The sequence below is a fragment of the Nocardiopsis sp. RV163 genome (assembly GCF_001029525.1).
In the GTDB taxonomy this organism is placed as follows: domain Bacteria; phylum Actinomycetota; class Actinomycetes; order Streptosporangiales; family Streptosporangiaceae; genus Nocardiopsis; species Nocardiopsis dassonvillei.
This window is the reverse complement of sequence record NZ_LEKI01000079.1, coordinates 1-24,555: the sequence shown is the minus strand read 5'-3', so window position 1 is coordinate 24,555 and position 24,555 is coordinate 1. Positions and strand designations below refer to the sequence as shown.

Below are 24,555 nucleotides of genomic sequence, written 5' to 3'. Positions count from 1 at the left end.
CCCCCGAAGCCGCCCAGACACCACCGCCCCCGCGAACTCCCCGAAACCCGTCGTGGACTCTGAGTGACGGCGAGAAGGTCGGAACTTCTTTGTGCTCGGGCGCAGATCGGGTTATTTTTCGCAGATCCCCCCTTGTGAGTGTTGACAAGGTCACACTCGCATCAACTAGAGTCCCCCCAATCCGTAATACGGAATTAGCTATCTGCACTACGAAAATTTTTGGCGGGGGCCGCGGCGGTACGCCGTCCCACGGACGGGAACCCGGGGTTCGCGCCAAGTCAGGGGAGACCACATGAGCACCCCGGAGGAGCCGCAGAGCGGGCCCGACCCCGGCCTGACCCGCCTGAACGCGCTGCCCGAGCAGGAGCTGCGCGCCGCGCTCGCGCAGTGCCTGGACGTGGACCGCTGGGTCGCGGCCGTCGCGTCCGAGGCGCCCTTCCCGGACCGCGCGGCCCTGCTGGCCTCCGCCGACGGGCACGCGCGCGCGGTCACCGCCGACGAGGTCGCCTCCGCCCTGGCCCGCCACCCCCGCATCGGGGAGGAGGCAGAGGGCGCGGGCACCGAGGCCGCCTGGTCCCGCGGGGAGCAGTCCGCCTTCGCCTCCGACGCCGACGACGCCTCCGTGCGCGTCCAGCGGATCTTCGCCCACGCCCAGCGCGAGTACGAGGACAGGTTCGGGCAGATCTACCTGGTCTGCGCGAGCGGGCGCTCCAGCCGCGAACTCCTCGCCGACCTGGTCGCACGCCTGTCCAACGACCGCGGCGCCGAACTGGCCGTGGTCGGCGGGGAGCTGCGGCGGATCGCCGGACTCCGCCTCGTCAAACTCCTGGAGGACGCATGAGCCACGTCACCACCCACGTCCTGGACGCCGCCCTGGGCGGCCCCGCCCGCGGCGTGCCCGTGCGGCTGGAGGCCGCCGACGGCGCCGGGTCCTGGCGGACGGTCGCCGAGGGCCGCACCGACGACGACGGGCGCGTGCCCGACCTGGGCCCCGACCGGCTCCCCGCGGGCTTCCACCGGATCGTCTTCGACACCGGCGCCTACTTCTCGGCGACCGGCCAGCGCGGCTTCTACCCCGAGGTCGCCGTCGTGTTCGACCTGGCCGACGAGGACGCCCACTACCACGTCCCGCTGCTGCTGAGCCCGTTCGCCTACTCGACCTACCGGGGTTCCTAGGGCGGCGGGCGCCAAGCGCCCTCCGCCCGGACACCGACCACACAGACCACCGCGGCGGCGCGGCCGACCGGGAAGGGAGCGGCGGGCAGCAGATCCTCGCCGGCCAGGGCAAGCCTGAATCTTCGAGTGCGCGACAGGTCCTTCCGCACGACCACAGCGGTCCTCCCTCGTAGCACTGCGCCACGGCGCGAACGATGACGACTTCACGCATCACACGGATGGAGTTCACCCTGATGGGCATCCGACTCGGAGACAACCAGTACGGCAAGGCAGAGGTCCGCCTCGTCCACGTCGACCGCGACACCGACGTCCACCGGATCAAGGACGTCAACGTCACCTCCCAGCTGCGCGGAGAGCTGGAGACGGTGCACACCCTGGGCGACAACAGCACCTGCCTGCCGACCGACACCCAGAAGAACACCGTCTACGCCAAGGCGCGCGAGTGGGGCGGCGTCGGCGCCGTCGAGGACTTCGCCCTGCGACTGGCCCGCCACTTCGTGGACGAGCACGAGTACGTGCACGGGGCCCGACAGGAGGTGCGGGAGTACGCCTGGGAGCGGATCGAGACCTCATCCGGGCCGCACGACCACGCGTTCTCGCGCAGGGGCGCCGAGACCCGCACCGCCGTCGTCACCAAGACGGGCGGCCGGGAGTGGGTGGTCTCGGGCTTCGAGGGCCTGTCCGTGCTCAAGTCCACCGGCTCGGAGTTCCACGGCTTCCCCAAGACCAAGTACACGACGCTGCCCGAGACCACCGACCGGATCCTGGCCACCGACGTCACCGCCCGCTGGCGCTACGCGGGCGTGGGGCACGACTTCGACAGTGCCTACGCCTCGGTGCGCGCCCTGTGCCTGGACGCATTCGCCCGGACCCACAGCCTGGCGCTGCAGCAGACCCTCTACGAGATGGGCAAGGCCGTCCTGGAGGCGCACCCGGAGATCGCCGAGATCCGCTTCTCCATGCCCAACAACCACCACTTCCTGGTGGACCTGTCCCCGTTCGGCCTGGACAACCCGAACGAGGTCTTCTTCGCCGCCGACCGGCCCTACGGCAAGATCGAGGCCACCGTGGAGCGCGACGACGCCCCCGAACCCGGCGACGCCTGGAAGGCCGTCCCCGGTTTCGTCTAGAGGACGTCCCTCCCCGGGGACGGGAGGGCGGCCCGAGGCGGTCCCGCGCGTTTGGACGCACCGGGAGGACCTCGGCGCCCGGACGGCGCCCCACTACGGACAAGCCCTGCCCCGCCCCGTGTCCGGGCGCTCCCCGGTGAGCGCTCAGGCGAGCGCTCCGCGGGCGGGACCGCCCTCTCCTCGCGGTCCCGTCCGCGGCCCCGGCGCCCCGCCCGGCACGCGCACCGACACTCCCGTGACCCGCGCGCACAGCCGTGCCACGGGCCCCGTGCCCGAGAGTCCGGCCCCCTCCGGGGCGGCCGCCGATCGCAAAGGCTGGAAACTGGCCATGTCGAACAGTCCGTCCGCGAAGGACTCGGCCACAACGAACGCCGCCTCCTCCCCCCGTCCCGAGGACGAGAAGCTGCCCGCGCGGCTGCTCCTGGTCTACGGGCTCCAGCACATCCTCACCATGTACGCCGGCGCGGTGGCGCCGGCCCTCGTCATCGGCGCCGCCGCCGGGCTCGCGAACGACCCTGCCGCCATGGGCATCCTCGTCAGCGGCGCGCTCCTCGTGGCGGGGTTCGCCACCCTCATGCAGACCGTGGGCCACCGGCGCGTCGGCGCGCAGATGCCGATCGTGGTGGCCTGCTCCTTCGTCCCCGTCAGCGCCATCACCTCCCTGGCCGCGGGGCAGGACGGAGAGAACCTGCCCGTGGCCTTCGGCGCATCCCTGGCCGCCGGGCTCTTCGCCCTGGCGCTGACGCCGTTCTTCGGGCAACTGATCCGCTTCTTCCCCCCGATCGTCACGGGCACCATCATCACCGTCATCGGCGTCAGCCTCATGCCCGTGGCGGCGCGGTGGATCATGGACGGCGGCGCCCGCAACCTGGAGGACGGTTCAGCGGTCCCGGCCGCGCCCCTGGCCAACCTCGGGCTGGCCGGGCTCACCCTCGGGGTGATCGTGCTCGGCTCCCGGGTCCTGCCCGGTATCTGGGGGCGCCTGTCCATCCTCCTGGGCCTGCTCGTGGGCACCCTGGTCGCCGTCCCCGTGGGCATGGCCGACTTCAGCCGGGTCGGCGAGGCCGACGTGGTGTTCGACCCGACCTCGGTGTTCTACTTCGGCGCGCCCCGGTTCGAGGTCGCCGCGGTCGTCACCATGTGCGTCATCATGCTCGTGGTCCTGACCGAGGGGGCCTCGCACATCATCGCGGTGGGTGAGATCACCGGCTCGAAGGTGGACGCCAAGCGCATCTCGGCGGGCCTGCGCGCCGACGTGAGCGGCTCGCTCATCGGACCGATCTTCAGCGCCACGCCCACCAGCTCCTTCGCGCAGAACATCGGGCTGCTGGCCCTGACCAAGGTGCGCAGCCGCTACGTGGTGGCCACCGGCGCGGGCATCCTCGTCTCGCTGGGGATGTTCCCGGTGCTGGGCGGCGCCATGGCGGCCATCCCCACCCCCGTGCTCGGCGGCGCGGGCCTGGTGCTGTTCGGCAGCGTGGCCGCCAGCGGCGTCAAGACCCTGGCCAAGGTGGACTTCACCGACAACCTCAACCTGGTGCTGGTGGCCGCCTCCGTGGGCGTGGCGGTCGTCCCTCTGGCCTACCCCACCTTCTACGCGTTCCTGCCCGAGTCGGTGGAGCTGGTCGCGCATTCGGGGATCATCGGCGCCGCCGTCGTGGCGATCGTGCTCAACGTGTGCTTCAACGTGATCGGCCGCGGGGGCTCCGCCGCACCGGCCGAGATCGACGCCGAGGAGATCGGCAGCGCCGGCCCCGGGGAGGCCAAGTACACCGACCAGGCCCGGCAGGCCTACCGCGACGGGCGCTCCGAGCCCCTGGACGAGCCCCGGGCGTGACCGCCGACGGGGCGGGGCCTGGCCCCGCCCTACGGAGCCGGTGTCCGCGGGAGCCCCGCGGGCGCCGGCGTTCCGTTCAGGGCGGCTGAATGGTATGCCTGAGAGGGTGACCGACTGGGATCTTCGCAAACTCCGCGTCCTGCGCGCCCTGGAGGAGTTCGGGACCGTCCGGGCCACGGCGGAGGCCCTGCGCATGACCCCCTCCGCGGTGTCCCAGCAGCTCTCCTCCCTCTCCCGGCAGGTGGGGGTCGCCCTGCTGGAGGCCCACGGGCGGCGGGTCCGCCTCACCGACGCCGCGCACGCCCTGCTGCGTCACACCGACATCGTCCTGGCCCAACTGGAACGGGCCGAGGCCGAACTGGAGGGCTTCGCCCGGGGCGAGGCCGGGCACGTGCGCGTGGGCGCCTTCGCCACCGCCATACCCAGCCTCGTGGTGCCCGCGCTGGGCGCCCTGAGGCGCGCCCACCCCGGCCTGACCACGCGGGTGCACCAGGCAGAGGCGGCCGAGGTGTACGACCTGTTGTCTGCGGGTGCGATCGACGTCGGCCTGTCCCTGGCCGCCCAGGCCCCCACCGGCCATGACGGACGCTACGACCGGCGCGAGCTGCTCACCGACCCCCTGGACGCGGCCCTGCCCGCCCACCACCGCTTGGCCGGCTCCCGCGCGCTGCGCCTGCGCGACCTGGCCGAGGAGCCGTGGATCTACGGGGCTTCGGGGCCCTGGCGCGACATCACCGTCGCCTCGTGCGCCCAGGCGGGGTTCGTCCCCGGGCAGGCGCACGTTGCCTCCGACTGGAGGGCCATCCTGGACATGGTGGCGGCTGGCATGGGCGTCGCTCTGGTCCCCCGGCTGGCCGCCGCGGACGGCACCCCCGGGGTCAGCCTGCGGGTGCTGCGCTCCGACCAGCCGCGCCGCCACGTGGTCTCCGCCGTGCGCTCCGGGGCGGGCGGGCGCCCCCAGGTCGCGGTGGTGCTGCGCGCCCTGGCCGACACCGCAGCGGACCTGGGCGGCGCGTCTGTTCAGCTCAACTGAACAGAGTGATCAGAAACTTTCGCTGGAAGTAACCGTTTTCTCTTGGGACTCTGGACATGTCTGATACGTCCACTTTTTTCGGGAGAAAAATGAGCGGGGCCCAGCCCACCGATCCACGTGCCTACAACGCCCGGCCCTACGCGGGCGGCGACCCCTACGCCGACTACCGGGGCGCCGACCTGGACTTCTCGGCACTGGTCGACCTGGCCGACCGGCGCTTGGGCGCCGGGGTCGTGGCGGCCAACGACGAGTTCTTCGCCCAGCGCGAGAACCTGCTGCTGCCCGAACGGGCCGTGTTCGACCCGCACGCCTTCGGGCACAAGGGCAAGGTGATGGACGGCTGGGAGACCCGCAGGCGCCGCGGCGCGAGCGGCGACCGGCCCCATCCAACGGCCGACGACCACGACTGGGCCCTGGTCCGCCTCGGCCTGCCCGGCCTGGTGCGCGGAGTGGTGGTGGACACCGCGCACTTCCGCGGCAACCACCCCCGCGAGGTCAGCGTCGAGGCCGTCCACCTGGGGGGCACGCCCACCACCGGCGAGCTGCTCGAGGCGGAGTGGACCGAGATCGTCCCCCGCGCCTTCGTGTACGGGCACGCCGCCAACGCCTTCGAGGTGGACGCCGGGCGCCGGTGGACCCACCTGCGCCTCAAGCAGTTCCCCGACGGCGGCGTGGCCCGCCTGCGCGTGTACGGCGAGCCCGTGCCCGACCCCGACTGGCTCACCGCCCTCGGCGGCTTCGACGTGGCCGCCCTGGTCAACGGCGGCATGGTCGAGGACGCCTCGGACCGCTTCTACTCCTCGCCGGACAACATCATCGCCCCCGGCCGCTCGCAGAAGATGGACGACGGCTGGGAGAACCGGCGCCGCCGCGACACCGAGCACGACTGGGTGCGCTTCCGCCTCACCGCCCAGGCCACCGTCCGCGCCCTGGAGCTGGACACCGCCTACCTCAAGGGCAACGCGGCGGGCTGGGTGGCGGTCCTGGGGCGCGACGCGCACTCCGACGCCCCCGACGCTTGGTTCGAGATCGTCCCCCGCACCCGGCTGGAACCCGACAGCGCCCACCGCTTCGTCCTGGACACCCCGGTCACCGCCACCCACGTGCGCACCGACGTTTACCCCGACGGCGGCATCGCGCGCCTCAACGTCTTCGGCTCCCTGACCACAGCCGGGGCCGACCACCTACGCGACCGCTGGCGCGAGCTGCGGGCCTGACGCCCCGCGTGAACGACCGGGCCGCCGCCGGGGGGGTTCCCGGCGGCGGCCCGTCGCCGTTCCTACCGGCGGACCAGCATCCGCCCGGCCCTGTCCTCGGGCCCCACGTCCCGACCGCGCAGGACGGTGCGGCGCACCCGCCCGATCAGTTCGGCCCCGTCGTAGGGGCTCACCGGGTTGCGGTGCTCCAGCGCGCGCACGTCCACCCGGAAGGACTCCTCCGGGGCGACCACGGCGAAGTCGGCGTCGGCGCCCTCGGCGATGGCGCCCTTGCCGAGCAGCCCGGCCACCCGGGCGGGCCCGGACGACATCCACCGCACCACGTCCGCCAGGGAGCCGCCTCGGCGGCGTGTCTCGGTCCACACCGCGGAGAAGCCCACCTGGAGGCCGGAAACCCCGCCCCACGCGGTGCCGAAGTCGCCGGTGTCCAGATCCTTGAGGTCGGGGGTGCTGGGCGAGTGGTCGCTGACCACGCAGTCAATAAGCCCGTCGGCCAGCGCGCGCCACAGCAGGTCGCGGTTGGCCGCGTCCCGGATGGGCGGGCAGCACTTGTACTGGGTTGCCCCCGCGGGCACGCCCTCGGCCTCCAGGGTGAGGTAGTGCGGACAGGTCTCCACCGTCAGCGGCACGCCCTCGGCCCTGGCCTGGGCGATCAGCGGCAGCGCGGAGGCGCTGGACAGGTGCAGCACGTGCGCGCGGGTCCCGGTGGCCCTGGCCACTTCGATCACGCGGGTGATCGCCTCGTTCTCGGCGGTGTCGGGCCGCGAGGCCAGGAAGGCCGCGTAGTCGCGCCCGGCCGCGGGCGGCGCCCCTTGCAGTACCCCGGGGTCCTCGGCGTGCACGATGAGCCGTCCGCCGAACTCCCCGATGGCCTCCGCGGCCGAGTACAGCTCCTCCGGGGACAGGTGGCCGAACTCCTCCACCCCCGACGGGGACAGGAACGCCTTGAACCCGAACACCCCGCGCTCCCAGAGCGCGGCGAGCTCCTCGGTGGCTCCGGAGCGGCTGTTCTCGGGCACCGCTCCGCCCCAGAAGCCCACGTCCACGGCGAGCTTGCCCTCGGCGGCGACCTGCTTGGCGTCGAGCCCTGCGACGGTGGTGGTCGGAGGCACGCTGTTGAGCGGCATGTCGACCAGGGTCGTGATCCCGCCCAGGGCGGCGGCCCTCGTGGCGGTGGCGAAGCCCTCCCACTCGGTGCGCCCGGGCTCGTTGACGTGGACGTGGGTGTCGACCAGGCCCGGCAGCAGCACCTCGTCCTCGGCCAGGGTGATCTCGCGGCGGGCGATGAGCGGCGCGGACTCCCCCTCCAGGACGTTGACCACGCGCCCGTCGCGCACCCCGACAGTGACGGGCCGCTCCCCCTCGGGGGTGAGGGCGCGGCGGGCGCGGACGGCGAGATCGTGCTGGGTCATGTGTGTCACTGCTCCTGTCCCACCCGCCGGCTGGCCAGGTCGACGAGTGTGCGGGTGTCGGTTCCGGCGGCGTCGGCCACCTCGGCCTCGTCCAGCGCCCCGCAGCGTACCCCGCTCACCAGGGCGGCGGCCAACGCCTGGGCCGTGGCGGGCTCGTCCAGCACGCCGCCGGACACGGCGCCGAGGTAGGCGCGCAGGCGCGCGGCGGCGGGCGCGAAGGCCTCGCGGTAGAAGACGTAGGTGGCCAGGTAGCGGGTGGGCAACTGGTGCGGGTGCAGGTCCCAGCCCTGGTAGAAGCCGCGCTCCAGGGAGCGGCGGACCAGGGAGGCGTGCAGGCGCCAGGCGGCGTGCACCTCCTCGGCCGAGCCCACGGGCAGCACGTTGGTGGAGCCGTCGGAGAGCCACACGCCCGTTCCGGCGGCGGCCACCTGCATGACGGCCTTGGCGTGGTCGGCGACCGGGTGGGCCATGCTCTGGTAGGCGGCGGTGATCCCGCAGGCGGCGCTGTAGTCGTAGGTGCCGTAGTGCAGGGCGCTGACCCGGCCCTGTCCGGCGCCGATCATGCGGGCGACGGCCACGGTGCCGTCGGGGAGCAGGACCGACTGCGGAGTCTCGATCTGCAGCTCGAAGCGCAGCCGCCCCTCGGGCAGCTCCAAGCGCCGCTCCAGCTCCTCGGTGAGCCAGACCATCGCCTCGACCTGCTCCACGGAGGTGATCTTGGGCAGGGTGAGCGCGAGCCCGTCCGGCAGGCCGCCCAACTCCTCCAGGAGGGTGTGCAGGAACAGTGCGAGGCTGCGGGCGCCGCGGGCCCGTCCGGCCGCCTCCATGCCCTTCATCCGGACGCCGAGAACGGGCGGTCCCTGTCCGGCTTCGACGTCGGAGCACAGCGCGCGGGCCGCGGCGACGGTGTCGCCGTCCTCCTGTGCGTCGCCCCGGTCGCCGTAGCCGTCCTCCAGGTCGACGCGCAGGTCCTCGACCGGCTCGCGGACGAGCTTGTCGCGCAGGCGGGACAGCACCCCGGCCACGGCGTCCTCGTCCACACCGGTGGCGGCGGCCAGTGCCGCGGCGTCGGGCGCGTAATCGTCCAGGCTGCGCAGGGCAGCCTCGCCCCACTCCCCGACCAGGCCGGCCCGGACGCGGTCCGCGGGAACGTAGACGGTGTGCACCGGCTGGCGGGCGCCGGAGGAGCCCGGGTAGTCGCGCACGAGCCGGGCGTCGGCGTCGGCCAGGCGGGCGTTCAGCCCGGCGGTGAGCACGTCCAGGCCGAGATCGGGTTCCCTGCGGCGGTTCTCGGACCGGTCCTGTTGCACGTGTATGTCCTCTCCCGGGCTAGATTTTCCTATCGTGGATATTAACTTTTGCTATCCGGAATAACAAGGGAGCCCGGGGTGCCCAAGTCCCGGGACGCAGGTTTCCGGACCACCGGAACACCGCCGTTCCACGTGCTATAGAAGACAGTGAGCCGGGAACCGTCCTCCCCACGCGGAGGCAGGACCCCGAACCCACGGCCCTCAGCATGGGAGCACGATCCTTGTCAGCCCCACAGACCTCTCTACACCCTGAAGAACAGGGCAAACGCGGACGCCCCGGCGGCGTGCAGTCCCTCGACCGCGCCTTCTCACTGCTGGAGATCATGGCCGAGGCGGGCGGCGAGACCTCGCTGAGCCAGCTTGCCGACTCCTCGGGGCTGCCCCTGCCGACCATCCACCGCATCATCCGCACCCTGGTCGGCAACGGTTACGTGCGCCAGCTACCCTCCCGCCGCTACGCGCTGGGGCCCCGGCTGATCGGGCTGGGCGACAAGGCCTCGCAGATGCTGGGCACCTGGGCCCGCCCGCACCTGGCGCAGTTGGTGGAGGATCTGGGCGAGACCGCCAACCTCGCCATGCTCGACGGCGACAAGGTCGTCTACGTCGCCCAGGTGCCCTCACAGCACTCCATGCGCATGTTCACCGAGGTGGGGCGCCGCGTACTGCCGCACTCGGCGGGCGTGGGCAAGGCGCTGCTGTCCCAGCTCGGCGACGAGGAGGTGCTGGCCACGGTCCGCCGCACCGGCATGCCCGCCGCCACCGACCGCACCATCACCGACCCCGACGCCTTCCTCGCCGAGCTGCGCCGTGTCCGCTCACAGGGCTTCGCGGTGGACGACGGCGAGCAGGAGGTCGGCGTGCGCTGCGTGGCGGTCCCCGTCGCGGGCGCGCCCTCGGGGATGGCCGTGTCGGTGTCGGGCCCCGAGGCCCGGGTGAGCTGGGATTTCGTGGACCGCGCCGCCCCCATCGTTCGGCGTTGCGCCGCCCTGCTGGCCACCGACCTCAACAACCAGACATGACGAACCGGGCCGGGGTCGCTCCCGGCCCGGCCCGTGCGCCGCGCTCCCGGCCGACGGCGGTGCCCGCGCGCGGCAACGGCGGCCCCCGCGGTCAGCCCGTCAGGTGGGCTGGTCGAAGCCCAGCTTGCGCAGCTGCTTGGGGTCGCGCTGCCAGTCCTTGGCCACCCGAACCCGCAGGTCCAGGAACACCCGACGGCCCAACAGGGCCTCGATCTGCTTGCGGGCCCGCGAACCCACGTCGCGCAGGCGCGAGCCCTTGGACCCGATCACGATCGCCTTCTGGCTGGAGCGCTCCACGTACAGCGACGCGTAGATGTCCACCAGCTCCTTGCCCGCACGGGTGTTCTCGCGCTCGTACATCTCGTCCACGACGACCGCGATGGAGTGCGGCAGCTCGTCGCGCACACCCTCCAGGGCCGCCTCGCGCACCAGCTCCGCCACCAGCATCTCGTCCGGCTCGTCGGTGAGGTCGCCGTCCGGGTACAGCGGCGGCCCCTCCGGCAGGTGCGAGCACAGCACGTCGGTGACGGTCTCCAGTTGGAAGCCCCCCCGGGCCGAGACGGGGACGATGTCGGCCCAGTCGCCCAGCTCGTTCACCGCCATCAGGTGACGTCCCACGGCGTCCCGGTCCACCAGGTCGGTCTTGGTGACCAGGGCGACCACGGGGGTGTTGGTCTGCTCCGCCAGCTCCTTGGCGATGTAGGTGTCCCCCCGACCGATCGGCTCGTTGGCGGGCAGGCAGAACGCGATCACGTCCACCTCGACCAGGGTGGACCGCACCAGCGAGTCCAACCGCTCACCCAGCAGGGTGCGCGGCTTGTGCAGGCCGGGCGTGTCCACGATGATCAGCTGCGCGTCGGGCCGGTGCACGATTCCGCGCACCGTGCGCCGCGTGGTCTGGGGCCGGTTGCTGGTGATCGCCACCTTCTGCCCGACCAGCGCGTTCATCAGGGTGGACTTGCCCACGTTGGGGCGGCCCACGAAGCACGCGAAACCGCTGCGGAAGCCCTCGGGGTGGGAGGGCATCTCCAGCGGTAGGCGCAGCTTCTCCAGGTCGAGCTCGTTCATGGGTCCTTCTCAGCGCCGGGTGATGCTCGCGGGCACCCCGTCGGGGGCGGCGATCACCACCACCTGGGTCTTCAGGTCGTCCGCCACCGCGCGGTCGTCCTCGGTCAGCTCAGCGGCCTCGGTGACCACCACGGCGGCCTCCAGCGCGGTGGCCTCACCGGAGACCGCCGCGGCCACGGCCGCCTGGAGCGCGGACAGCCGGAGCGAGGGCAGCGACACCGTCGTGGCCACGTACGTGCGCCCTGTCTCGTCGCGCACCGCCGCGCCCTCCGCCGCCGCGTTGCGGGCCCGGGAGGCCCGCGCGAGCGTGATGAGCTTGCCGTCCTCGGGGCCGAGCCCCGTCGTCTCCGTCACTGCTCCGTACTCCTCACGTCGTCGTTGCCCTCCTCCGGCGCCGATGCGGCGTCGGCGGGCAGCCGTTCCACCAGGACCGTGGTCATCCGGCTCCGGCGGCTGCTCTTGCCCTCGAGGGTGAGTCGGAGACCAGCGTATTCGGCCAGGTCCCCTCCTACGGGCACCCGGCCCAGGACGAACGCCACGAGTCCGCCGACGGTCTCCACGTCCGCCACGTCCAGGTCCCTGTCCGGGAACAGCTCGTCCAGCTCGCCCAGCGGCAGGCGGGCGGTCACCCGCACCCGGTCCGCGTCGAGCCAGGCCACCGGCGGGATCTCGTGGTCGTACTCGTCGGTGATCTCACCGACGATCTCCTCCACGATGTCCTCCAGGGTCACCAGGCCCGCCGTGCCGCCGTACTCGTCGATGGCCACGGCGACGTGGTTGCGCTGCTGCTGCATCTCGCGCAGCAGCTCGTCGATGGGCTTGGTGTCGGGGACGTAGTTCGCCCGGCGCATCACGTCGCCCGCGGTGAGCGGCACCTCGTCGTCGGTGCCCGCGGCCGCCGCCCAGCGGTCACGCAGCTGGTACACCAGGTCCTTGAGGTAGACGATGCCGACCACGTCGTCCTCGTCCTCGCCCGTCACCGGAATGCGCGAGTACCCGCTGGCCAGCGCCAGGGTCAGCACCGCGTCGGCGTCGGCCCCACGACTGGTGAACACGATGTCGGGGCGGGGCACCATCACCTCGCGCACGGGCGTGTCGTCGAGCTTGAACACCGAGTGGATCATCTGGCTCTCCTCGGGGTCGATGACCTCCCCCCGCTCGGCCAGGTCCACGAGCTGGCGCAGCTCCACCTCGGTGCTGAAGGGGCCCTCCCGGTCGCCCTTGGCGCGCGGGGTGAGCGCGCGGCCCGCCCCCACGAACAACTGGGCGATGGGGCCCACCACGACCTGGACCGGGTGGACCACCGCCGCACTGGCGCGCGCGAAGGCCCCGGAGAACTGGCGGCCCAGGATGCGCGGCGCGATCGCGATCAGCACCGACTCCACCACGACCATCGCCGCGGCGGTCAGACCGAGCGCGGGCCAGCCGAGCCCCAGCAGGAACACCATGCCCACGGCGGCGGCCAGCACCGCGCACACCTCACACACCACGCGCAGGAACAGCAGCACGTTGAGGTGGCGGGTGGGATCCGCCGACACCCGCTCCCAGCGGCGCCCGGCCTTGGCCACGCGCTCACCCGGGCTCGCCTCGGGCAGGCCCACGGACATCACCCGGGTGACGGCGACCTCCGCGGCCACCAGGAAGCCCGCGACGGCGGTCAGCACCAGGGCGACCGCGAACGCGCTGATCCACTCCCCGGGCTCACCGGTGGTCAGCGGAGCGATGTCAGGCCAGGCCGACGGAGTCATCGGGCGCTCTCATCCCCCTCGGCCCCGGCCGCCTCGCGCTCGCGCCAGGCCGCGAGGATCTCACCCTGGAGGCCGAACATCTCCTTGTGCTCCTCGGGCTCGGCGTGGTCGTAGCCCAGCAGGTGCAGGATGCCGTGCGTGCACAGCAGGTCGATCTCCGCCTCGGTGCCGTGCCCGGCCTTCTCGGCCTGGCGCTCGGCGACCTGCGGACAGATGATCACGTCACCCAGGACACCCGGCTCGCTCGTGCGGCCGGGGCCGCCGGGGCGCAGTTCGTCCATCGGGAAGGAGAGCACGTCGGTGGGGCCGGGCTCGTCCATCCACCGCACGTGCAGGTCGGCCATCGGCTCCTCGTCCACGAGCACGACGGACAGCTCGGCCAGCGGATGGACGCGCATGGCGTCGAGCACGTGACGGGCCAGACGGGAGAGCCTCTCCTCGTCCACGGTGGTGACGCCGGACTCGTTGGCGACGTCGATACTCATGGTTGCGGCTGCCTTACCTAGGGATCGCGGGACCGGGCGGCGCGCCCGGCCGGTGGTGCGGCGCGCCGGACCGGCGCGCCCGCGGCAACCGAACCGGTGGACCCGCCTGTGGCGGACCCACCGGTTCGAACGCCGTGGGGTCGTGCTCCTCGGGCCGTCTCGGGTCCGAAGGCCCTCAGCGGAACACCCCCCGCCTCAGTCTGCCTGTTCCTCGTCCCCGGCGCTCCCCGGCTCCGCCGGGGTGTCGGAGGCGACGCGGCGCTCGGGCCCGCGCCGGGGGCGGCCGCCCCCGGCGGACCCCCTGCCGTCGCGCGCGTCGCCCTGGGCGGCGTCGTAGCGCCCGTAGGCGTCCACGATCTTGCCGACCAGCTTGTGCCGGACGACGTCCTCGCTGCTCAGGCGGCAGAAGGCGATGTCGTCGATGTCACGCAGGATGGACTCGATGGTGCGCAGACCGCTGGTCTGCCCGCCGGGCAGGTCGACCTGGGTCACGTCGCCGGTGACCACGATCTTGGAGCCGAACCCCAGCCTGGTGAGGAACATCTTCATCTGCTCGGGCGAGGTGTTCTGGGCCTCGTCCAGGATGATGAAGGAGTCATTGAGGGTGCGACCGCGCATGTACGCCAGCGGTGCGACCTCGATGGTCCCCGCCGCCATGAGCTTGGGGATGGAGTCGGGGTCGAGCATGTCGTGCAGCGCGTCGTAGAGCGGGCGCAGGTAGGGGTCGATCTTGTCGTAGAGGGTGCCGGGCAGGAAGCCCAGCCGCTCACCGGCCTCAACCGCGGGGCGGGTGAGGATGATCCGGTTGACTTCCTTGTCCTGGAGCGCCTTGACCGCCTTGGCCATGGCCAGGTACGTCTTGCCGGTACCGGCGGGACCGATGCCGAACACCACCGTGCGCTGGTCGATGGTGTCGACGTAGCGCTTCTGGTTGAGCGTCTTGGGACGGATGGTCTTGCCGCGGTTGGACAGGATGTTGGTGGTCAGCACGTCCGCGGGGCGCTCGGTGCCGGGCGAGCGCAGCATGTGGACCATGCGTTCGATGGTGTCGGGGGTGACGTGGGTGCCGCTCTTGGCGAGTTCGATCAACTCCTCGACGAGGCGGACCACGACGGCGGTCTCCTCCGGGGAACCGCTGATGGTGAACTCGTTGCCGCGCACGTGGATGTCGCTGTCGAAGGCCCGCTCCAACGCCCTGAGGAGTTCGTCCCTGGAGCCCAGCAGGCTGACCATCGTGTGCTCGTCGGGCACCACGACCTTGACCTGGGTGTCCCGTGGCGGGTGCGTGTGCGTTGTCTCGGACATGGTGAGGCCGTGCGGCCGCTGTCCCTACCCTTCGGTCGGGCGCCTGCCCGACCCCTGCGGGAGGCGCACCTGGTGGACGGTCCCGGCGCCGCGGACGGCGCCCGGTCGGAGCTTGCGCGCCGGTGTTCCCAACGGTCACACCGAACCCTCGAAGCCCACAGCGACGAGTCTACCAAGCCGCCTCCGCCCGACTCGCTCCGTTATTTCCGCCTGTGGAAGGCGTCGGGGAGGGGTTGGGGCGGGGCCGGGGGCGCCGGCGTCCGCGGGCCGGACCGGTTCAGCGCCTCCTACCCGGGGGGCCAGTTGAGCCCGCGGCCGCCGAGCAGGTGCCCGTGGAGGTGGAAGACCGTCTGCCCGGCGCCGCTGCCGGTGTTGAACACCAGCCGATAGCCCTGGTCGGTGACGTCCTCGTCCGCGGCCACCTCGTGCGCCACCCGGACGATCTCGTCGAGCAGGCCGGTGTCCGCTGCGGCGGCCTCGGCGGCGTTGGGGTAGTGCTCGCGCGGGACGACCAGCACGTGCGTGGGCGCCTGGGGGTTGATGTCGCGGAAGGCGACCGCGCGCTCGCTCTCGCGCACGATCTCGGCGGGCACCTCCCCCTTCACGATCTTGCAGAAAAGGCAGTCGTCCTGGACCATCGCTCACCTTGTTTTCCGTCTGCGCGGCCGAGGGAACGGCCGCCTTCTCGGTTTCGTTCGGGACCATGATGCCGCAGGTCGCCTTCGGGCGGGCCGACGGCGGAAGGCCTGCGGGGCACCGTGGGAGAGCGGATTCGGCGGCGCTCGGCGCCCCGGGCGCGATAGGCTTTCCACCCGTGCGCGTCAGGTCGTCGGCTCCGTCCGGCCCCGGCCATATTCCCGCGTGTTCGGATTGGAACGCACGTCTACCTGGAAAAGAAGAGGTATGCCCTTTCGTAAACCCCGCGACAAGGGTGTGCGTCGAACTGATGTGACGACTGAAACCATGGTGGCCGGTGCCACCACGGCACCGCTCTCGGTGGAGTGGGACGCCGACCACGCCGTGACGGAGCTCTACCGGGAGCACTACCGTCCGCTCGTTCGGCTCGCCGCCCTGCTGGTCCGCGACCACGCGACCGCGGAAGAGGTCGTCCAGGACTCGTTCGTCGCCATGCACGGAGCGTGGCGCCGCCTGCGCGACCCGAACAAGGCCCTGTCCTACCTGCGCCAGGCCGTGGTCAACAAGGCCCGGTCAGTGCTCCGCCACAGGGCGGTCGTGGAGAAGCACGCGCCCAAGGCCCTGCCCGACGCCCCCAGCGCGGAACACGGCGCGCTGAGCCTGTTGGAGCGCGAAGCCGTCATCCGCGCCCTGCGCAAACTACCCACCCGTCAGCGAGAGGCCATCGTGCTCCGGTACTACGGCGACCTGTCCGAGGCACAGATCGCGGACGCCATGGGGATCAGCCGGGGCGCGGTGAAGAGCCACACGTCCCGCGGTATCTCCGCGCTCCGCTCTGTTCTGGAGCAAACGACATGACCAGCCCCACGAACCCCACGAACGATCCGTTCGAGGAGCAGTTGCGCCACCTGCTCAAGGCCGAGGCCGACGCGGTCACGGCCTCTCCCGAGGCGTTGAACCTGATCCGTGAGCGCACCGAGCGCAACCGCGGTTCGGCCTGGTTCGGTATGCCCTGGCTACGTCCGGCGGTGGCGGTGGCGGGAGCCGCCCTGATCGCCGGGTCCGTGGTCGTCTCCAGCCCGCAGGTCCGCGACCACGTGCTGGAGATCGTCCCCGCGGGCGCCGACCGCGAGGGCGCGCCCGCCGAGGAGGAGGGCGGGGGCGGCGGTGTGGCCGCTCCCGATCCCTCCACCGGCTCCGTGGACGGCACCACCCAGCAGGAGGAGGAGCCTCCGCGCGACCCGGCCTCCTCTCCCACGGCGGAGGACCACGAGGAGGAGCCCGCTCCCTCCGAGGAGGGCGTGACGGCCGCCGCCACGTGTCCGCCCCCCGAGGAGCCCGCCTCCCCGACCCCGTCCAGCTCCCAGGAGGAGCAGGACGAGCAGGCCGCCTCCGAGGAGGACTGCGAGCCCAGCGACGAGCCCAGCAGCGGCGCCGGCGACGGGTCCACCGGTGAGGAGGGCGGCGGCGACAGCGGCGGCGGAACCGGCGGGGAGGAGCCCTCCGGCGGCAGTGACGGCACCGGCGGAGAGGGCGGCGGGACCGGAGGCGACGGAACCGGCACGGGCGGCACCGGCGCCACCGGGGGCGACGGCGGCGCCAAGACGGCTCCCGGAAGCTGACACGCCCCCTCCCAGGCGGCCCGCCACCCTCGGTGGGAGTCGTCCGCAGGGGCACGCGAGAGGCGCCCGGACGTGTCCGGGCGCCTCTCGCGTGCCCGGGGTCGGCGGGCCCCTACCAGCGGCCGGTTCGGGACTGGAGCACCGACAGGGCGGCGACCCCGGCGGTGGAGGTGCGCAGCACGCTCGGTCCCAGCAGAGACCGGACCGCGCCCGCGGCGTCGAACGCCTCCAGCTCGGCGTCGGAGAAGCCGCCCTCGGGACCGACCACCACGACGACACCGGTGCCCTGTCCGGCGGGCAGCTCCAGCTGCGACAGACGGCTGGCGCCGTCCTCGTGCAGCACGACGCCCAGGTCCGCCCCCGCCAGGAGGCCGACCACGGCGGCCCGGTCGGCGAGGTCGGCGACCTCGGGCAGCCGCGCGCGCCGGGCCTGCTTGGCCGCCTCGCGTGCGGTGGCACGCCACTTGGCCAGTGCCTTGGCGGCGCGGTCGCCCTTCCAGCGGGTGACGCAGCGCTCCGCCGCCCAGGGCACGACCGCGTCCGCTCCGGCCTCGGTCATCATCTCCACGGCCAGTTCGCCCCGATCGCCCTTGGGCAGTGCCTGGACCACCGTCAGGCGGGGGCGGGGCGCCGGTTCCTCCCGGCGCTCCACCACCGCGCAGACGATGTGGTCCCGCCCCACAGCGGTCACCGTGCAGCGGGCGCGCAGACCGCGTCCGTCGGAGAGGTCGACGGTCTCGCCCTCCCGGATGCGGCGCACCACGGCGGCGTGGCGGCCCTCGGCGCCGTCCACCGTCACCCGGTCGGCCGCCAGGTCGGCGGCCTCGACCAGGAAGACCGGCGGTGTCACTTGGCGCCGAAGGCGTCGCGGATCTTGGAGAAGAACCCGCCGTGTCCGGGACTGAAGCGTCCCGGGGTCTGGTCCTCGCCGCGCAGTTCGGCGAACTTGCGCAGGAGGGCCTCCTGCTCCTCGTCCAGCCTGCTCGGGGTCTCCACGTCCACGCGGATGCGCAGGTCGCCCCGGCCGCCGCCGTCGAGGTGGCTGACCCCCTTGTTGGGGAGGGTGATGACGTGGCCGGAGTTGGTGCCCGGGCGCAGGTCGATGTTCTCGGTGCCGTCGAGGGTGTCGAAGGCGAAGGAGGCGCCCAGCGCGGCGGCCGTCATGGGGACGGTCACCGTGCAGTGCAGGTCGTCGCCGCGGCGTTCGAAGGTGGGGTGCGGGCGCTGGATGATCTCCAGGATGATGTCGCCGCGCGGTCCGCCGTTGGGGCCGACCTCGCCCTCCCCGGCGAGCTGGATGCGTGTGCCGTCGTCGACGCCCGCGGGGATCTTGACGGTGCGGGTGACCTTCTCGCGCACCCGGCCCTCGCCCGCGCAGTCGCCGCAGGGGTTGGTGATGACCGAGCCCTGGCCCGAGCACTGGGGGCAGGGACGGGAGGTCATGACCTGGCCGAGGAAGGACCGGGTGACCTGGGAGACCTCGCCCTGCCCGTGGCACATATCACAGGTGGTGCGGTGCGAACCGGCCGCCGTCCCCTCTCCCTGGCAGGTCTCGCACAGGATGGCGGTGGGGAAGGTGATCTCCTTGCTGACCCCGAACGCGGTCTCCACAAGGTCGAGTTCGACGCGGATCTTGATGCTGCGCCCGCGGCGGACCCGCTCCCGGGGGCCGCGCCCGCCGGGCTGACCGCCGCCGAAGAAGGCGTTCATGATGTCGTCGAAGGCGAACCCGCCCGCACCGCCGAAGCCCCCGGCCCCGCCGCCGCCGGGCGCGTAGGGGTCCTGGCCCATGTCGAACATCCGGCGCTTGTTCTCGTCGGAGAGGACCTCGTAGGCCTGGGTCACCTCCTTGAAGCGCTCCTGGGTTGCGGGGTCCGGATTGATGTCCGGGTGGAGTTCGCGCGCGAGCCGCCGGTAGGCCTTCTTGATCTCGTCCTTGGACGCGTCGCGACGCACTCCGAGAACCTGGTAATAGTCTCTGGCCACTGGGTTACTGTCCTGCCAAAATCTGTCCGACATAGCGAGCCACGGCGCGTACTGCTCCCATCGTCCCCGGGTAGTCCATCCGGGTGGGTCCCACCACACCGATCTTGGCGAGCGACTGGTTTCCCACACCGTAGTCCGCCGACACGATGGAGGTGGACCTCAGGCCCTCGTGGAAGTTCTCCGCGCCGATGCGCACCGTGAGCATCGACGGGTCCTTGGCCTCTCCCAGCAAACGGATGAGGACCATGTTCTCTTCCAGCGCCTCCAGGACGTCCCTGAGGCTGGCGGCGAAGTCGACGGCGGCGAGGTTGGCCGTCCCCGCGAGGACGATCTTCTCCTCGTGCCGTTCGACGAGGCTCTCCAGCAGGACGGAGAGGACCGACACCGCCATCTGGCGGTGTTCGGGCGGCACCTGCGGAGGCAGGTCCTCCACCGCGTCGGGCACGTCGCCGAGGTGGCGTCCGGCGATGGCCCGGTTCAACATCGCGCGCAGGTCGTCGACGGCGGCCTCGTTGACCTCTCCCAGACCGTCGATGACGCGCTGTTCGACCCGGCCCGTGTTGGTGATCACGACCATCATGATCCGCTGCCCCCCGAGGGGGACCAGTTCCACGTGCTGCACCGACGAGCGGGTCAGCGACGGGTACTGGACGATCGCGACCTGGCGGGTGAGCTGCGCGAGGAGCCGCACGGTCCGGGCGACGATCTCGTCGAGGTCCACGGCGCCGGTGAGGAAGGACTCGATGGCGCGCCGCTCCGCGCTGGAGAGAGGTTTGACCGAGGAGAGCCGGTCGACGAAGAGCCGGTAGCCCTTGTCCGTGGGAACGCGTCCGGCACTGGTGTGCGGCTGCGCGATGTAGCCGTCCTCCTCGAGGGCGACCATGTCGTTGCGGATGGTCGCCGGGGAGACGCCGAGCCGGTGCCGGTCGGCCAGGGCCTTGGAACCCACGGGCTCGTTGGTGTTGACGAAGTCCTCGACGACGGCACGCAGGACCGCGAGCTTGCGCTCATCCAGCACTCGCCACCTCCTGGCACTCCATGGTCCTCAGTGCTAAGTCTATGCCCGGCCGCAAACCCTGACGGTTCCCCGCGGTCGGCCGGGCGCCGGCGCGGCGGTGTCGCCCCTGTTCCCGCCGGTCCCGAGGCGCGCGTCGCGGCCGACGGGGCGCCGGCGGGCACCACCAGTAGACTGCACGACCGTGGCTACCAAGGGAACCGGCCGTTACGGCCGCGACGTGCTCGCCGGGGACTGGCGCCGCCCGGAGAAGAAGGCGGTCCGCGAGGTGCCCCTGGAACGGGAACTGGTCGTCGAGGACGCCGGGGAGGCGTTCTGCGGGGCTGTCGTGGACTGGGACAAGGCCGCCGTCACGCTGGAGGACCGGCACGGCCGCCGCCGCGTGTTCGACCTCGCCCCGGCCGCGTTCCTGGTCGACGGCGAGCCGGTGACCCTGGTGCGCCCCGCCCCGGCGGCGCGGGGGCCGCTGCGCAGCGCCTCCGGGTCGGTGGCGGTGCCGGGCGCGCGGGCGCGCACGGCCCGGGAGAGCCGGATCTACGTGGAGGGCGTCCACGACGCCGAACTGGTGGAGAAGGTCTGGGGCCACGACCTGCGTGTGGAGGGGGTGGCCGTCGAGTTCCTGGAGGGGGTCGACGACCTGCCCTCGATCGTGGCGGAGTTCTCACCCGGGCCCGGCAGGAGGCTGGGCGTCCTGGTGGACCACCTGGTACCGGGTTCCAAGGAGACGCGGATCGCCGAGCGGGTGCGCGGCGAGCACGTGCTGGTGGCCGGGCATCCCTACGTAGACGTCTGGCAGGCGGTCCGGCCGGGTTCGGTGGGGATCGGGGCCTGGCCCGAGGTGCCGCGCGGCGTCCCCTGGAAGGAGGGGGTCGTGAGCGCCCTGGGCTGGCGGATGGAGACGGGGGAGGCGTGGCGCCGGATCCTGGGGTCGGTCCGTACCTATGCTGATCTGGAGCCGGCTCTGCTCGGCCGGGTGGAGGAGCTGATCGACTTCGTCACCGGGCCGCACCCGGACGCTCCCTAGCCAGCGCCGCGTGCGGGGGAGCGGCAGGACCTAGGATTTGACCCGGGCGAGGCTCCGGTCCCCGTGTCCGGTGCCGAGGTCGCCCGCCTCCGGCCCGCGCGGTCGTCGGTACAGCACGGTAGTACAGGAACCTCCACCTCATCAGCGGAGCCAAGGAAGAGCATGAGCCAGACCCCGACGAACCCCCCGCCCCCGGAGGATCCCCACCGGGGACAGCAGCCGGACCACGAGCAGGACGGGCGGCAGGAGTACGGACAGCAGCCCCCGCAGCCGGAACCAGGCCAGCAGTCCGGGGCGCAGTCGCCCTACGCCCCGCAGCCCGGCCAGGACCACGGCCAGCACTCGGGCGCGCAGTCGCCCTACGCCCCGCAGCCGGAGCAGGGCTACCAGGGCTACGGCCAGGCACCGGGAGCGCAGCCCGACTTCGCACCGCCGCCCGGTGCGCCGTCGCCGTACGCTCCGCAGCCCGGCCAGGGCCAGCCCGCCTACGGCCAGCACTCGGGCGCGCAGTCGCCCTACGCCCCGCAGTTCGAGCAGGGGCGGCAGGGCTACGGCCAGGCACCGGGGGCCGAGCAGGGTCACGGTCAGCCCTCCGGCTCCCAGCCCGGGTACGGCCAGGCCTCGGGAGCCCAGCCCGGCTACGCCCCGCAGCCCGGGTACGGGCAGCAGCCCCACGGCCAGCAGGGCGAGTACGGACAGCCCTCGGGCGGACAGCAGCAGCCCGGTTTCGCCCCGCCGGAAGGGGCCCCCGAGCAGCCCGGCTACGGGCAGCAGGCGGCCTACGGCCAGGTCCCGGGGGCGCAGCCGGGTTACGGCCAGCACTCGGGCGCGCAGTCGCCCTACGCCCCGCAGCCCGACCAGGCGCAGCAGGGCTACGCCCAGGCTCCGGGGGCCCAGCCCTCCGGCGCGCAGCCGGGTTACGGGCAGCCCTCCGGCGCGTATCCCGGCTACGCCCCGCAGCCCGGGTACGGACAGCCCCAGCAGGGGGTCTACGGCCAGCCCGTCCCGGGCCAGCAGCAGCCCTACCCGGGCGCCCCCGCGGCGTACGGGCAGCCGGGTGTTCCGGGCCAGCCCCAGCAGGGCGCCCCGGGCGGCGACAACAGCACGCTCGTGGCCATGCTCGCCCACCTGTCGGGCTTCGTGGTCGCCTGTCTGGGCTGGATCCCGCCGCTGGCCATCTACTTCGCCAAGCGCAACCAGTCGCCGTTCGTGCGCCACCACGCGTCCGAGGCTGCCAACTTCCAGCTCACCCTGCTGATCCCCTACCTCTTCGCGTGGGTGGCCTTCATCGGCCTGGGTATCTTCTTCCCAGAGCTGTCCTGGATCGGATCCCTCCTGGTCGCCCTGATCTGGGTCGTCGCTATCGTGTTCGGCGTCCTGGGCGCCAACGGCGCCAACAAGGGGACGTGGTACCGCTACCCGGTGAGCATCCGCCTGTTGAAGTGATCCGCTCCCGCACGCAGTCCGAGCGCATCCGCACGAAGGAACCCAACATGTCCTATCCCAACAACCCTTCCGAGGGCCCCTACGGCCAGGGTCAGCAGCCCGGCCAGGACTCCGGCGGTTACCCCTCCCAGCACGGTTACCCCACCGGTGGCCAGCCCGGCTACCAGCAGGGCGGCTACCCGCCCCCGCCCGGCCAGCCCGGCTACCAGGAGCAGTCCGGCGGGTATCCGGGCCAGTCCGGCGGCTACCCCGGCCAACCCGGGTACGAGCAGACCGGCGGCTACCAGTCCCACTACCAGCAGGGCGGTTACGGCCAGCCCCCGCAAGGCGCCTACGGCCCCTCCTCGGCCACGACCGGCCAGCCCAGCCCCGACGAGCGTCAGATGGCGATGTTCGCCCACGTGGGCGGCGGCATCATCGGATGGCTCGTGCCGCTGATCATCTTCCTCGTCAAGAAGGACGAGTCGCCCTTCGTCCGCGACCAGGCCGCGCAGGCGCTGAACTTCCAGATCCTGATCCTGATCGGCTACCTGGTCTCCAGCGTCCTGATGATCGTCATCATCGGTTTCCTGACCTGGTTCGTCTGCTGGATCGCGGCCGTCGCCCTCGGCATCATCGGCGGTGTGGCCGCCAACCGGGGCGAGTGGTACCGCTACCCGTTCAACGTCAGCTGGATCAAGTAGTCCGGCGCTTCGGCGAACGCGGGGGTCCGGCCGACGGCCGGGCCCCCGCGTCGTGTCAGTCCCCTGCCGGAAGGGCTCAGGTGAGGTCGCGCACCACGGCGTCGGCGAGCAGGCGCCCGCGCAGGGTGAGGGCCGCGCGACCCCCCTCGTGGGCGTCCGCGTCGAGCAGGCCCTCGGCGACGGCCCGCTCGGCCGCGTCGCGGCCGTGCGGTTCGAGCAGGTCCAGGGGGCACCCGCCCTCCACGCGCAGCTCCAGCAGGACGCGCTCGAAGCGGCGCTCCTCCTCGGTGAGCACCTCGCGGGCCAGGCCGGGGCTGTGCCCGGCGGCCAGGCGGGCGGCGTAGGCGGCCGGGTGCTTGACGTTCCACCAGCGGGTGCCGCCCACGTGGCTGTGCGCGCCGGGGCCCACCCCCCACCAGTGGCCGCCGGTCCAGTACAGGAGGTTGTGCCTGCTGCGGCCCTGCTCGGTGCGCGCCCAGTTGGACACCTCGTAGGCGCTGAACCCGGCCGCGGTGAGGACCTCCTCGGCCATGAGGTAGCGGTCGGCCATCGTGTCGTCGTCGGGCTCGGCGAGTTCGCCCCGGCGCACGCGGGCGGCCAGGCGGGTGCCCTCCTCGACGATGAGCGAGTAGGCCGAGACGTGGTCGGGTCCGGCGGAGACCGCGGCCTCCAGGGAGGCGCGCCAGTCCTCGTCGCCCTCCCCGGGAGTGCCGTAGATCAGGTCGAGGTTGACGTGCTCGAACCCGGCCCGTCGCGCCCACTCCACGCACTGCTCGGGGCGTCCGGGCGTGTGGCCGCGCTCCAGCACCCGCAGCACGTGGTCGCGGGCGCTCTGCATGCCGAAGGACACGCGGGTGAACCCGGCCTCGCGCAGCCGCGCGAGGTAGTCGGGGGTGACCGTCTCGGGGTTCGCCTCGGTGGTCAGCTCGGCGTCGGGCGTGAACCCGAAGCGCTCGCGCACGGCGGCGACCACGCGGCCCAGGTCCTCGGCCGGGAGCAGGGTGGGCGTGCCGCCGCCGACGAACAGCGTGCCGACCGGCGGCCGCTCCCCCGTCAGGACCCGGTCGGCCAGCGCGACCTCCGCGATCGCCTGGTCGGCGTAGGTCTCGCGGGAGGCGGTGGCGGTGCCGTCGCGGGAGACCAGTTCCTCGGCCGTGTAGGTGTTGAAGTCGCAGTAACCGCAGCGGGTGACGCAGAAGGGCACGTGGACGTAGAACCCGAGGGGCCGCCCGCCGAGTTCGGCGAGGGACGGCCCGGGCAGTTCGCCGGTGCTCGGTACGGGATCGCCGTCGAGGGCAACGGAAGGCATGCCTCCAGTGTCGCCGACCCGCCGGTGTGCCCCGGTCCCCCGCGTCGGACGCGCGGGGGCTCTGGGGCACACCGGCGGGTCGGCGACACTGGAG

24 protein-coding genes are annotated in these 24,555 nt (G+C 72.7%); 12 read left to right on the top strand and 12 right to left on the bottom strand.

Annotation, left to right across the window (positions count from 1 at the left end; genetic code table 11):
• The first annotated feature begins 292 nt into the window (after positions 1-292).
• From ABD54_RS15240 to alc, 6 genes are all read left to right on the top strand, one after another.
• Complete coding sequence (locus ABD54_RS15240; protein ID WP_047870143.1) at positions 293-841, top strand: 2-oxo-4-hydroxy-4-carboxy-5-ureidoimidazoline decarboxylase; 549 nt, start codon at positions 293-295, stop codon at positions 839-841.
• The gene (gene uraH / locus ABD54_RS15235; protein WP_047870142.1) at positions 838-1,176 is read left to right on the top strand and encodes a hydroxyisourate hydrolase; all 339 of its coding nucleotides are present in this window, start codon (positions 838-840) and stop codon (positions 1,174-1,176) included. The genes ABD54_RS15240 and uraH overlap by 4 nt, the downstream gene beginning before the upstream one ends.
• 233 nt (positions 1,177-1,409) lie before the next feature.
• Positions 1,410-2,306, top strand: coding sequence for a factor-independent urate hydroxylase (gene pucL, locus ABD54_RS15230; protein WP_047870146.1), 897 nt, complete (start codon positions 1,410-1,412; stop codon positions 2,304-2,306).
• Between the two features lie 328 nt (positions 2,307-2,634).
• Entirely contained in the window at positions 2,635-4,143 is a 1,509-nt protein-coding gene (locus tag ABD54_RS15225) for a nucleobase:cation symporter-2 family protein (protein ID WP_047870141.1), read from the top strand.
• Positions 4,144-4,237: 94 nt separating this feature from the next.
• Positions 4,238-5,176, top strand: coding sequence for a LysR family transcriptional regulator (locus ABD54_RS15220; protein WP_047870140.1), 939 nt, complete (start codon positions 4,238-4,240; stop codon positions 5,174-5,176).
• A gap of 89 nt (positions 5,177-5,265) precedes the next feature.
• On the top strand, positions 5,266-6,393 hold the full coding sequence (gene alc / locus ABD54_RS15215) for an allantoicase (protein ID WP_047870139.1): 1,128 nt from the start codon (positions 5,266-5,268) through the stop codon (positions 6,391-6,393).
• Between the two features lie 62 nt (positions 6,394-6,455).
• Here alc and allB read toward each other — a convergent pair whose 3' ends face one another.
• Together allB and ABD54_RS15205 are read right to left on the bottom strand one after the other, a co-directional pair.
• Positions 6,456-7,805 carry an allantoinase AllB gene (gene allB / locus ABD54_RS15210; protein ID WP_047870138.1) on the bottom strand — a complete coding sequence of 450 codons (1,350 nt, stop codon included), beginning with the start codon at positions 7,803-7,805 and terminating at the stop codon, positions 6,456-6,458.
• A 5-nt stretch (positions 7,806-7,810) separates the two neighbouring features.
• Positions 7,811-9,115, bottom strand: a complete 1,305-nt coding sequence (locus ABD54_RS15205) for a DUF6986 family protein (protein WP_047870137.1) — start codon at positions 9,113-9,115, stop codon at positions 7,811-7,813.
• 284 nt (positions 9,116-9,399) lie between these two features.
• Here ABD54_RS15205 and ABD54_RS15200 point away from each other — a divergent pair, with 284 nt between their 5' ends.
• Positions 9,400-10,134: an IclR family transcriptional regulator gene (locus ABD54_RS15200; RefSeq protein ID WP_047870136.1), complete on the top strand. Its 735-nt coding sequence runs from the start codon at positions 9,400-9,402 to the stop codon at positions 10,132-10,134.
• A gap of 99 nt (positions 10,135-10,233) precedes the next feature.
• On the opposite strand, the gene era is transcribed toward ABD54_RS15200, so the two are convergent.
• The 6 genes from era to ABD54_RS15170 form a co-directional block, all read right to left on the bottom strand.
• A complete protein-coding gene (gene era, locus ABD54_RS15195) occupies positions 10,234-11,202 on the bottom strand; it encodes a GTPase Era (RefSeq protein ID WP_047870135.1) in 969 nt (322 codons plus the stop codon).
• Positions 11,203-11,211: 9 nt separating this feature from the next.
• Positions 11,212-11,556, bottom strand: a complete 345-nt coding sequence (locus ABD54_RS15190; protein ID WP_047870134.1) for a hypothetical protein — start codon at positions 11,554-11,556, stop codon at positions 11,212-11,214.
• Positions 11,553-12,950, bottom strand: a complete 1,398-nt coding sequence (locus ABD54_RS15185) for a hemolysin family protein (RefSeq protein WP_047870133.1) — start codon at positions 12,948-12,950, stop codon at positions 11,553-11,555. The genes ABD54_RS15190 and ABD54_RS15185 overlap by 4 nt, the downstream gene beginning before the upstream one ends.
• Complete coding sequence (gene ybeY / locus ABD54_RS15180) at positions 12,947-13,435, bottom strand: rRNA maturation RNase YbeY (protein ID WP_013151760.1); 489 nt, start codon at positions 13,433-13,435, stop codon at positions 12,947-12,949. The genes ABD54_RS15185 and ybeY overlap by 4 nt, the downstream gene beginning before the upstream one ends.
• A 195-nt stretch (positions 13,436-13,630) precedes the next feature.
• Positions 13,631-14,740, bottom strand: a complete 1,110-nt coding sequence (locus tag ABD54_RS15175) for a PhoH family protein (protein WP_047870132.1) — start codon at positions 14,738-14,740, stop codon at positions 13,631-13,633.
• Between the two features lie 287 nt (positions 14,741-15,027).
• The gene (locus tag ABD54_RS15170) at positions 15,028-15,378 is read right to left on the bottom strand and encodes a histidine triad nucleotide-binding protein (protein ID WP_047870131.1); all 351 of its coding nucleotides are present in this window, start codon (positions 15,376-15,378) and stop codon (positions 15,028-15,030) included.
• Between the two features lie 325 nt (positions 15,379-15,703).
• Between ABD54_RS15170 and ABD54_RS15165 the strand changes: the two genes are divergently transcribed.
• Positions 15,704-16,234 carry a SigE family RNA polymerase sigma factor gene (locus ABD54_RS15165; protein ID WP_013151757.1) on the top strand — a complete coding sequence of 177 codons (531 nt, stop codon included), beginning with the start codon at positions 15,704-15,706 and terminating at the stop codon, positions 16,232-16,234.
• The gene (locus ABD54_RS15160; protein WP_047870130.1) at positions 16,231-16,998 is read left to right on the top strand and encodes a hypothetical protein; all 768 of its coding nucleotides are present in this window, start codon (positions 16,231-16,233) and stop codon (positions 16,996-16,998) included. Before ABD54_RS15165 ends, ABD54_RS15160 begins: the two co-directional genes overlap by 4 nt.
• Before the next feature lie 112 nt (positions 16,999-17,110).
• Here the strand turns inward: ABD54_RS15160 and ABD54_RS15155 are convergent, their stop codons facing one another.
• The 3 genes from ABD54_RS15155 to hrcA are packed head-to-tail and all read right to left on the bottom strand — an operon-like array spanning position 17,111 to position 20,002.
• Positions 17,111-17,848, bottom strand: coding sequence for a 16S rRNA (uracil(1498)-N(3))-methyltransferase (locus tag ABD54_RS15155; RefSeq protein ID WP_047870129.1), 738 nt, complete (start codon positions 17,846-17,848; stop codon positions 17,111-17,113).
• Complete coding sequence (gene dnaJ, locus ABD54_RS15150) at positions 17,845-18,984, bottom strand: molecular chaperone DnaJ (RefSeq protein ID WP_047870128.1); 1,140 nt, start codon at positions 18,982-18,984, stop codon at positions 17,845-17,847. Before dnaJ ends, ABD54_RS15155 begins: the two co-directional genes overlap by 4 nt.
• 4 nt (positions 18,985-18,988) lie before the next feature.
• Positions 18,989-20,002 (bottom strand): heat-inducible transcriptional repressor HrcA, encoded by a 1,014-nt coding sequence (gene hrcA, locus ABD54_RS15145; protein ID WP_047870127.1) that lies wholly within the window; start codon positions 20,000-20,002, stop codon positions 18,989-18,991.
• Positions 20,003-20,183: 181 nt separating this feature from the next.
• Between hrcA and ABD54_RS15140 the strand changes: the two genes are divergently transcribed.
• From ABD54_RS15140 to ABD54_RS15130, 3 genes are all read left to right on the top strand, one after another.
• Positions 20,184-21,023, top strand: coding sequence for a DUF3097 domain-containing protein (locus tag ABD54_RS15140; RefSeq protein WP_047870126.1), 840 nt, complete (start codon positions 20,184-20,186; stop codon positions 21,021-21,023).
• A 1,116-nt stretch (positions 21,024-22,139) separates the two neighbouring features.
• Complete coding sequence (locus ABD54_RS29540; RefSeq protein ID WP_047870145.1) at positions 22,140-22,469, top strand: DUF4870 domain-containing protein; 330 nt, start codon at positions 22,140-22,142, stop codon at positions 22,467-22,469.
• A 47-nt stretch (positions 22,470-22,516) separates the two neighbouring features.
• Positions 22,517-23,152, top strand: coding sequence for a DUF4870 domain-containing protein (locus ABD54_RS15130; protein ID WP_047870144.1), 636 nt, complete (start codon positions 22,517-22,519; stop codon positions 23,150-23,152).
• A gap of 76 nt (positions 23,153-23,228) precedes the next feature.
• Here the strand turns inward: ABD54_RS15130 and hemW are convergent, their stop codons facing one another.
• A complete protein-coding gene (gene hemW / locus ABD54_RS15125; RefSeq protein WP_047870125.1) occupies positions 23,229-24,461 on the bottom strand; it encodes a radical SAM family heme chaperone HemW in 1,233 nt (410 codons plus the stop codon).
• Between the last annotated feature and the right edge of the window lie 94 nt (positions 24,462-24,555).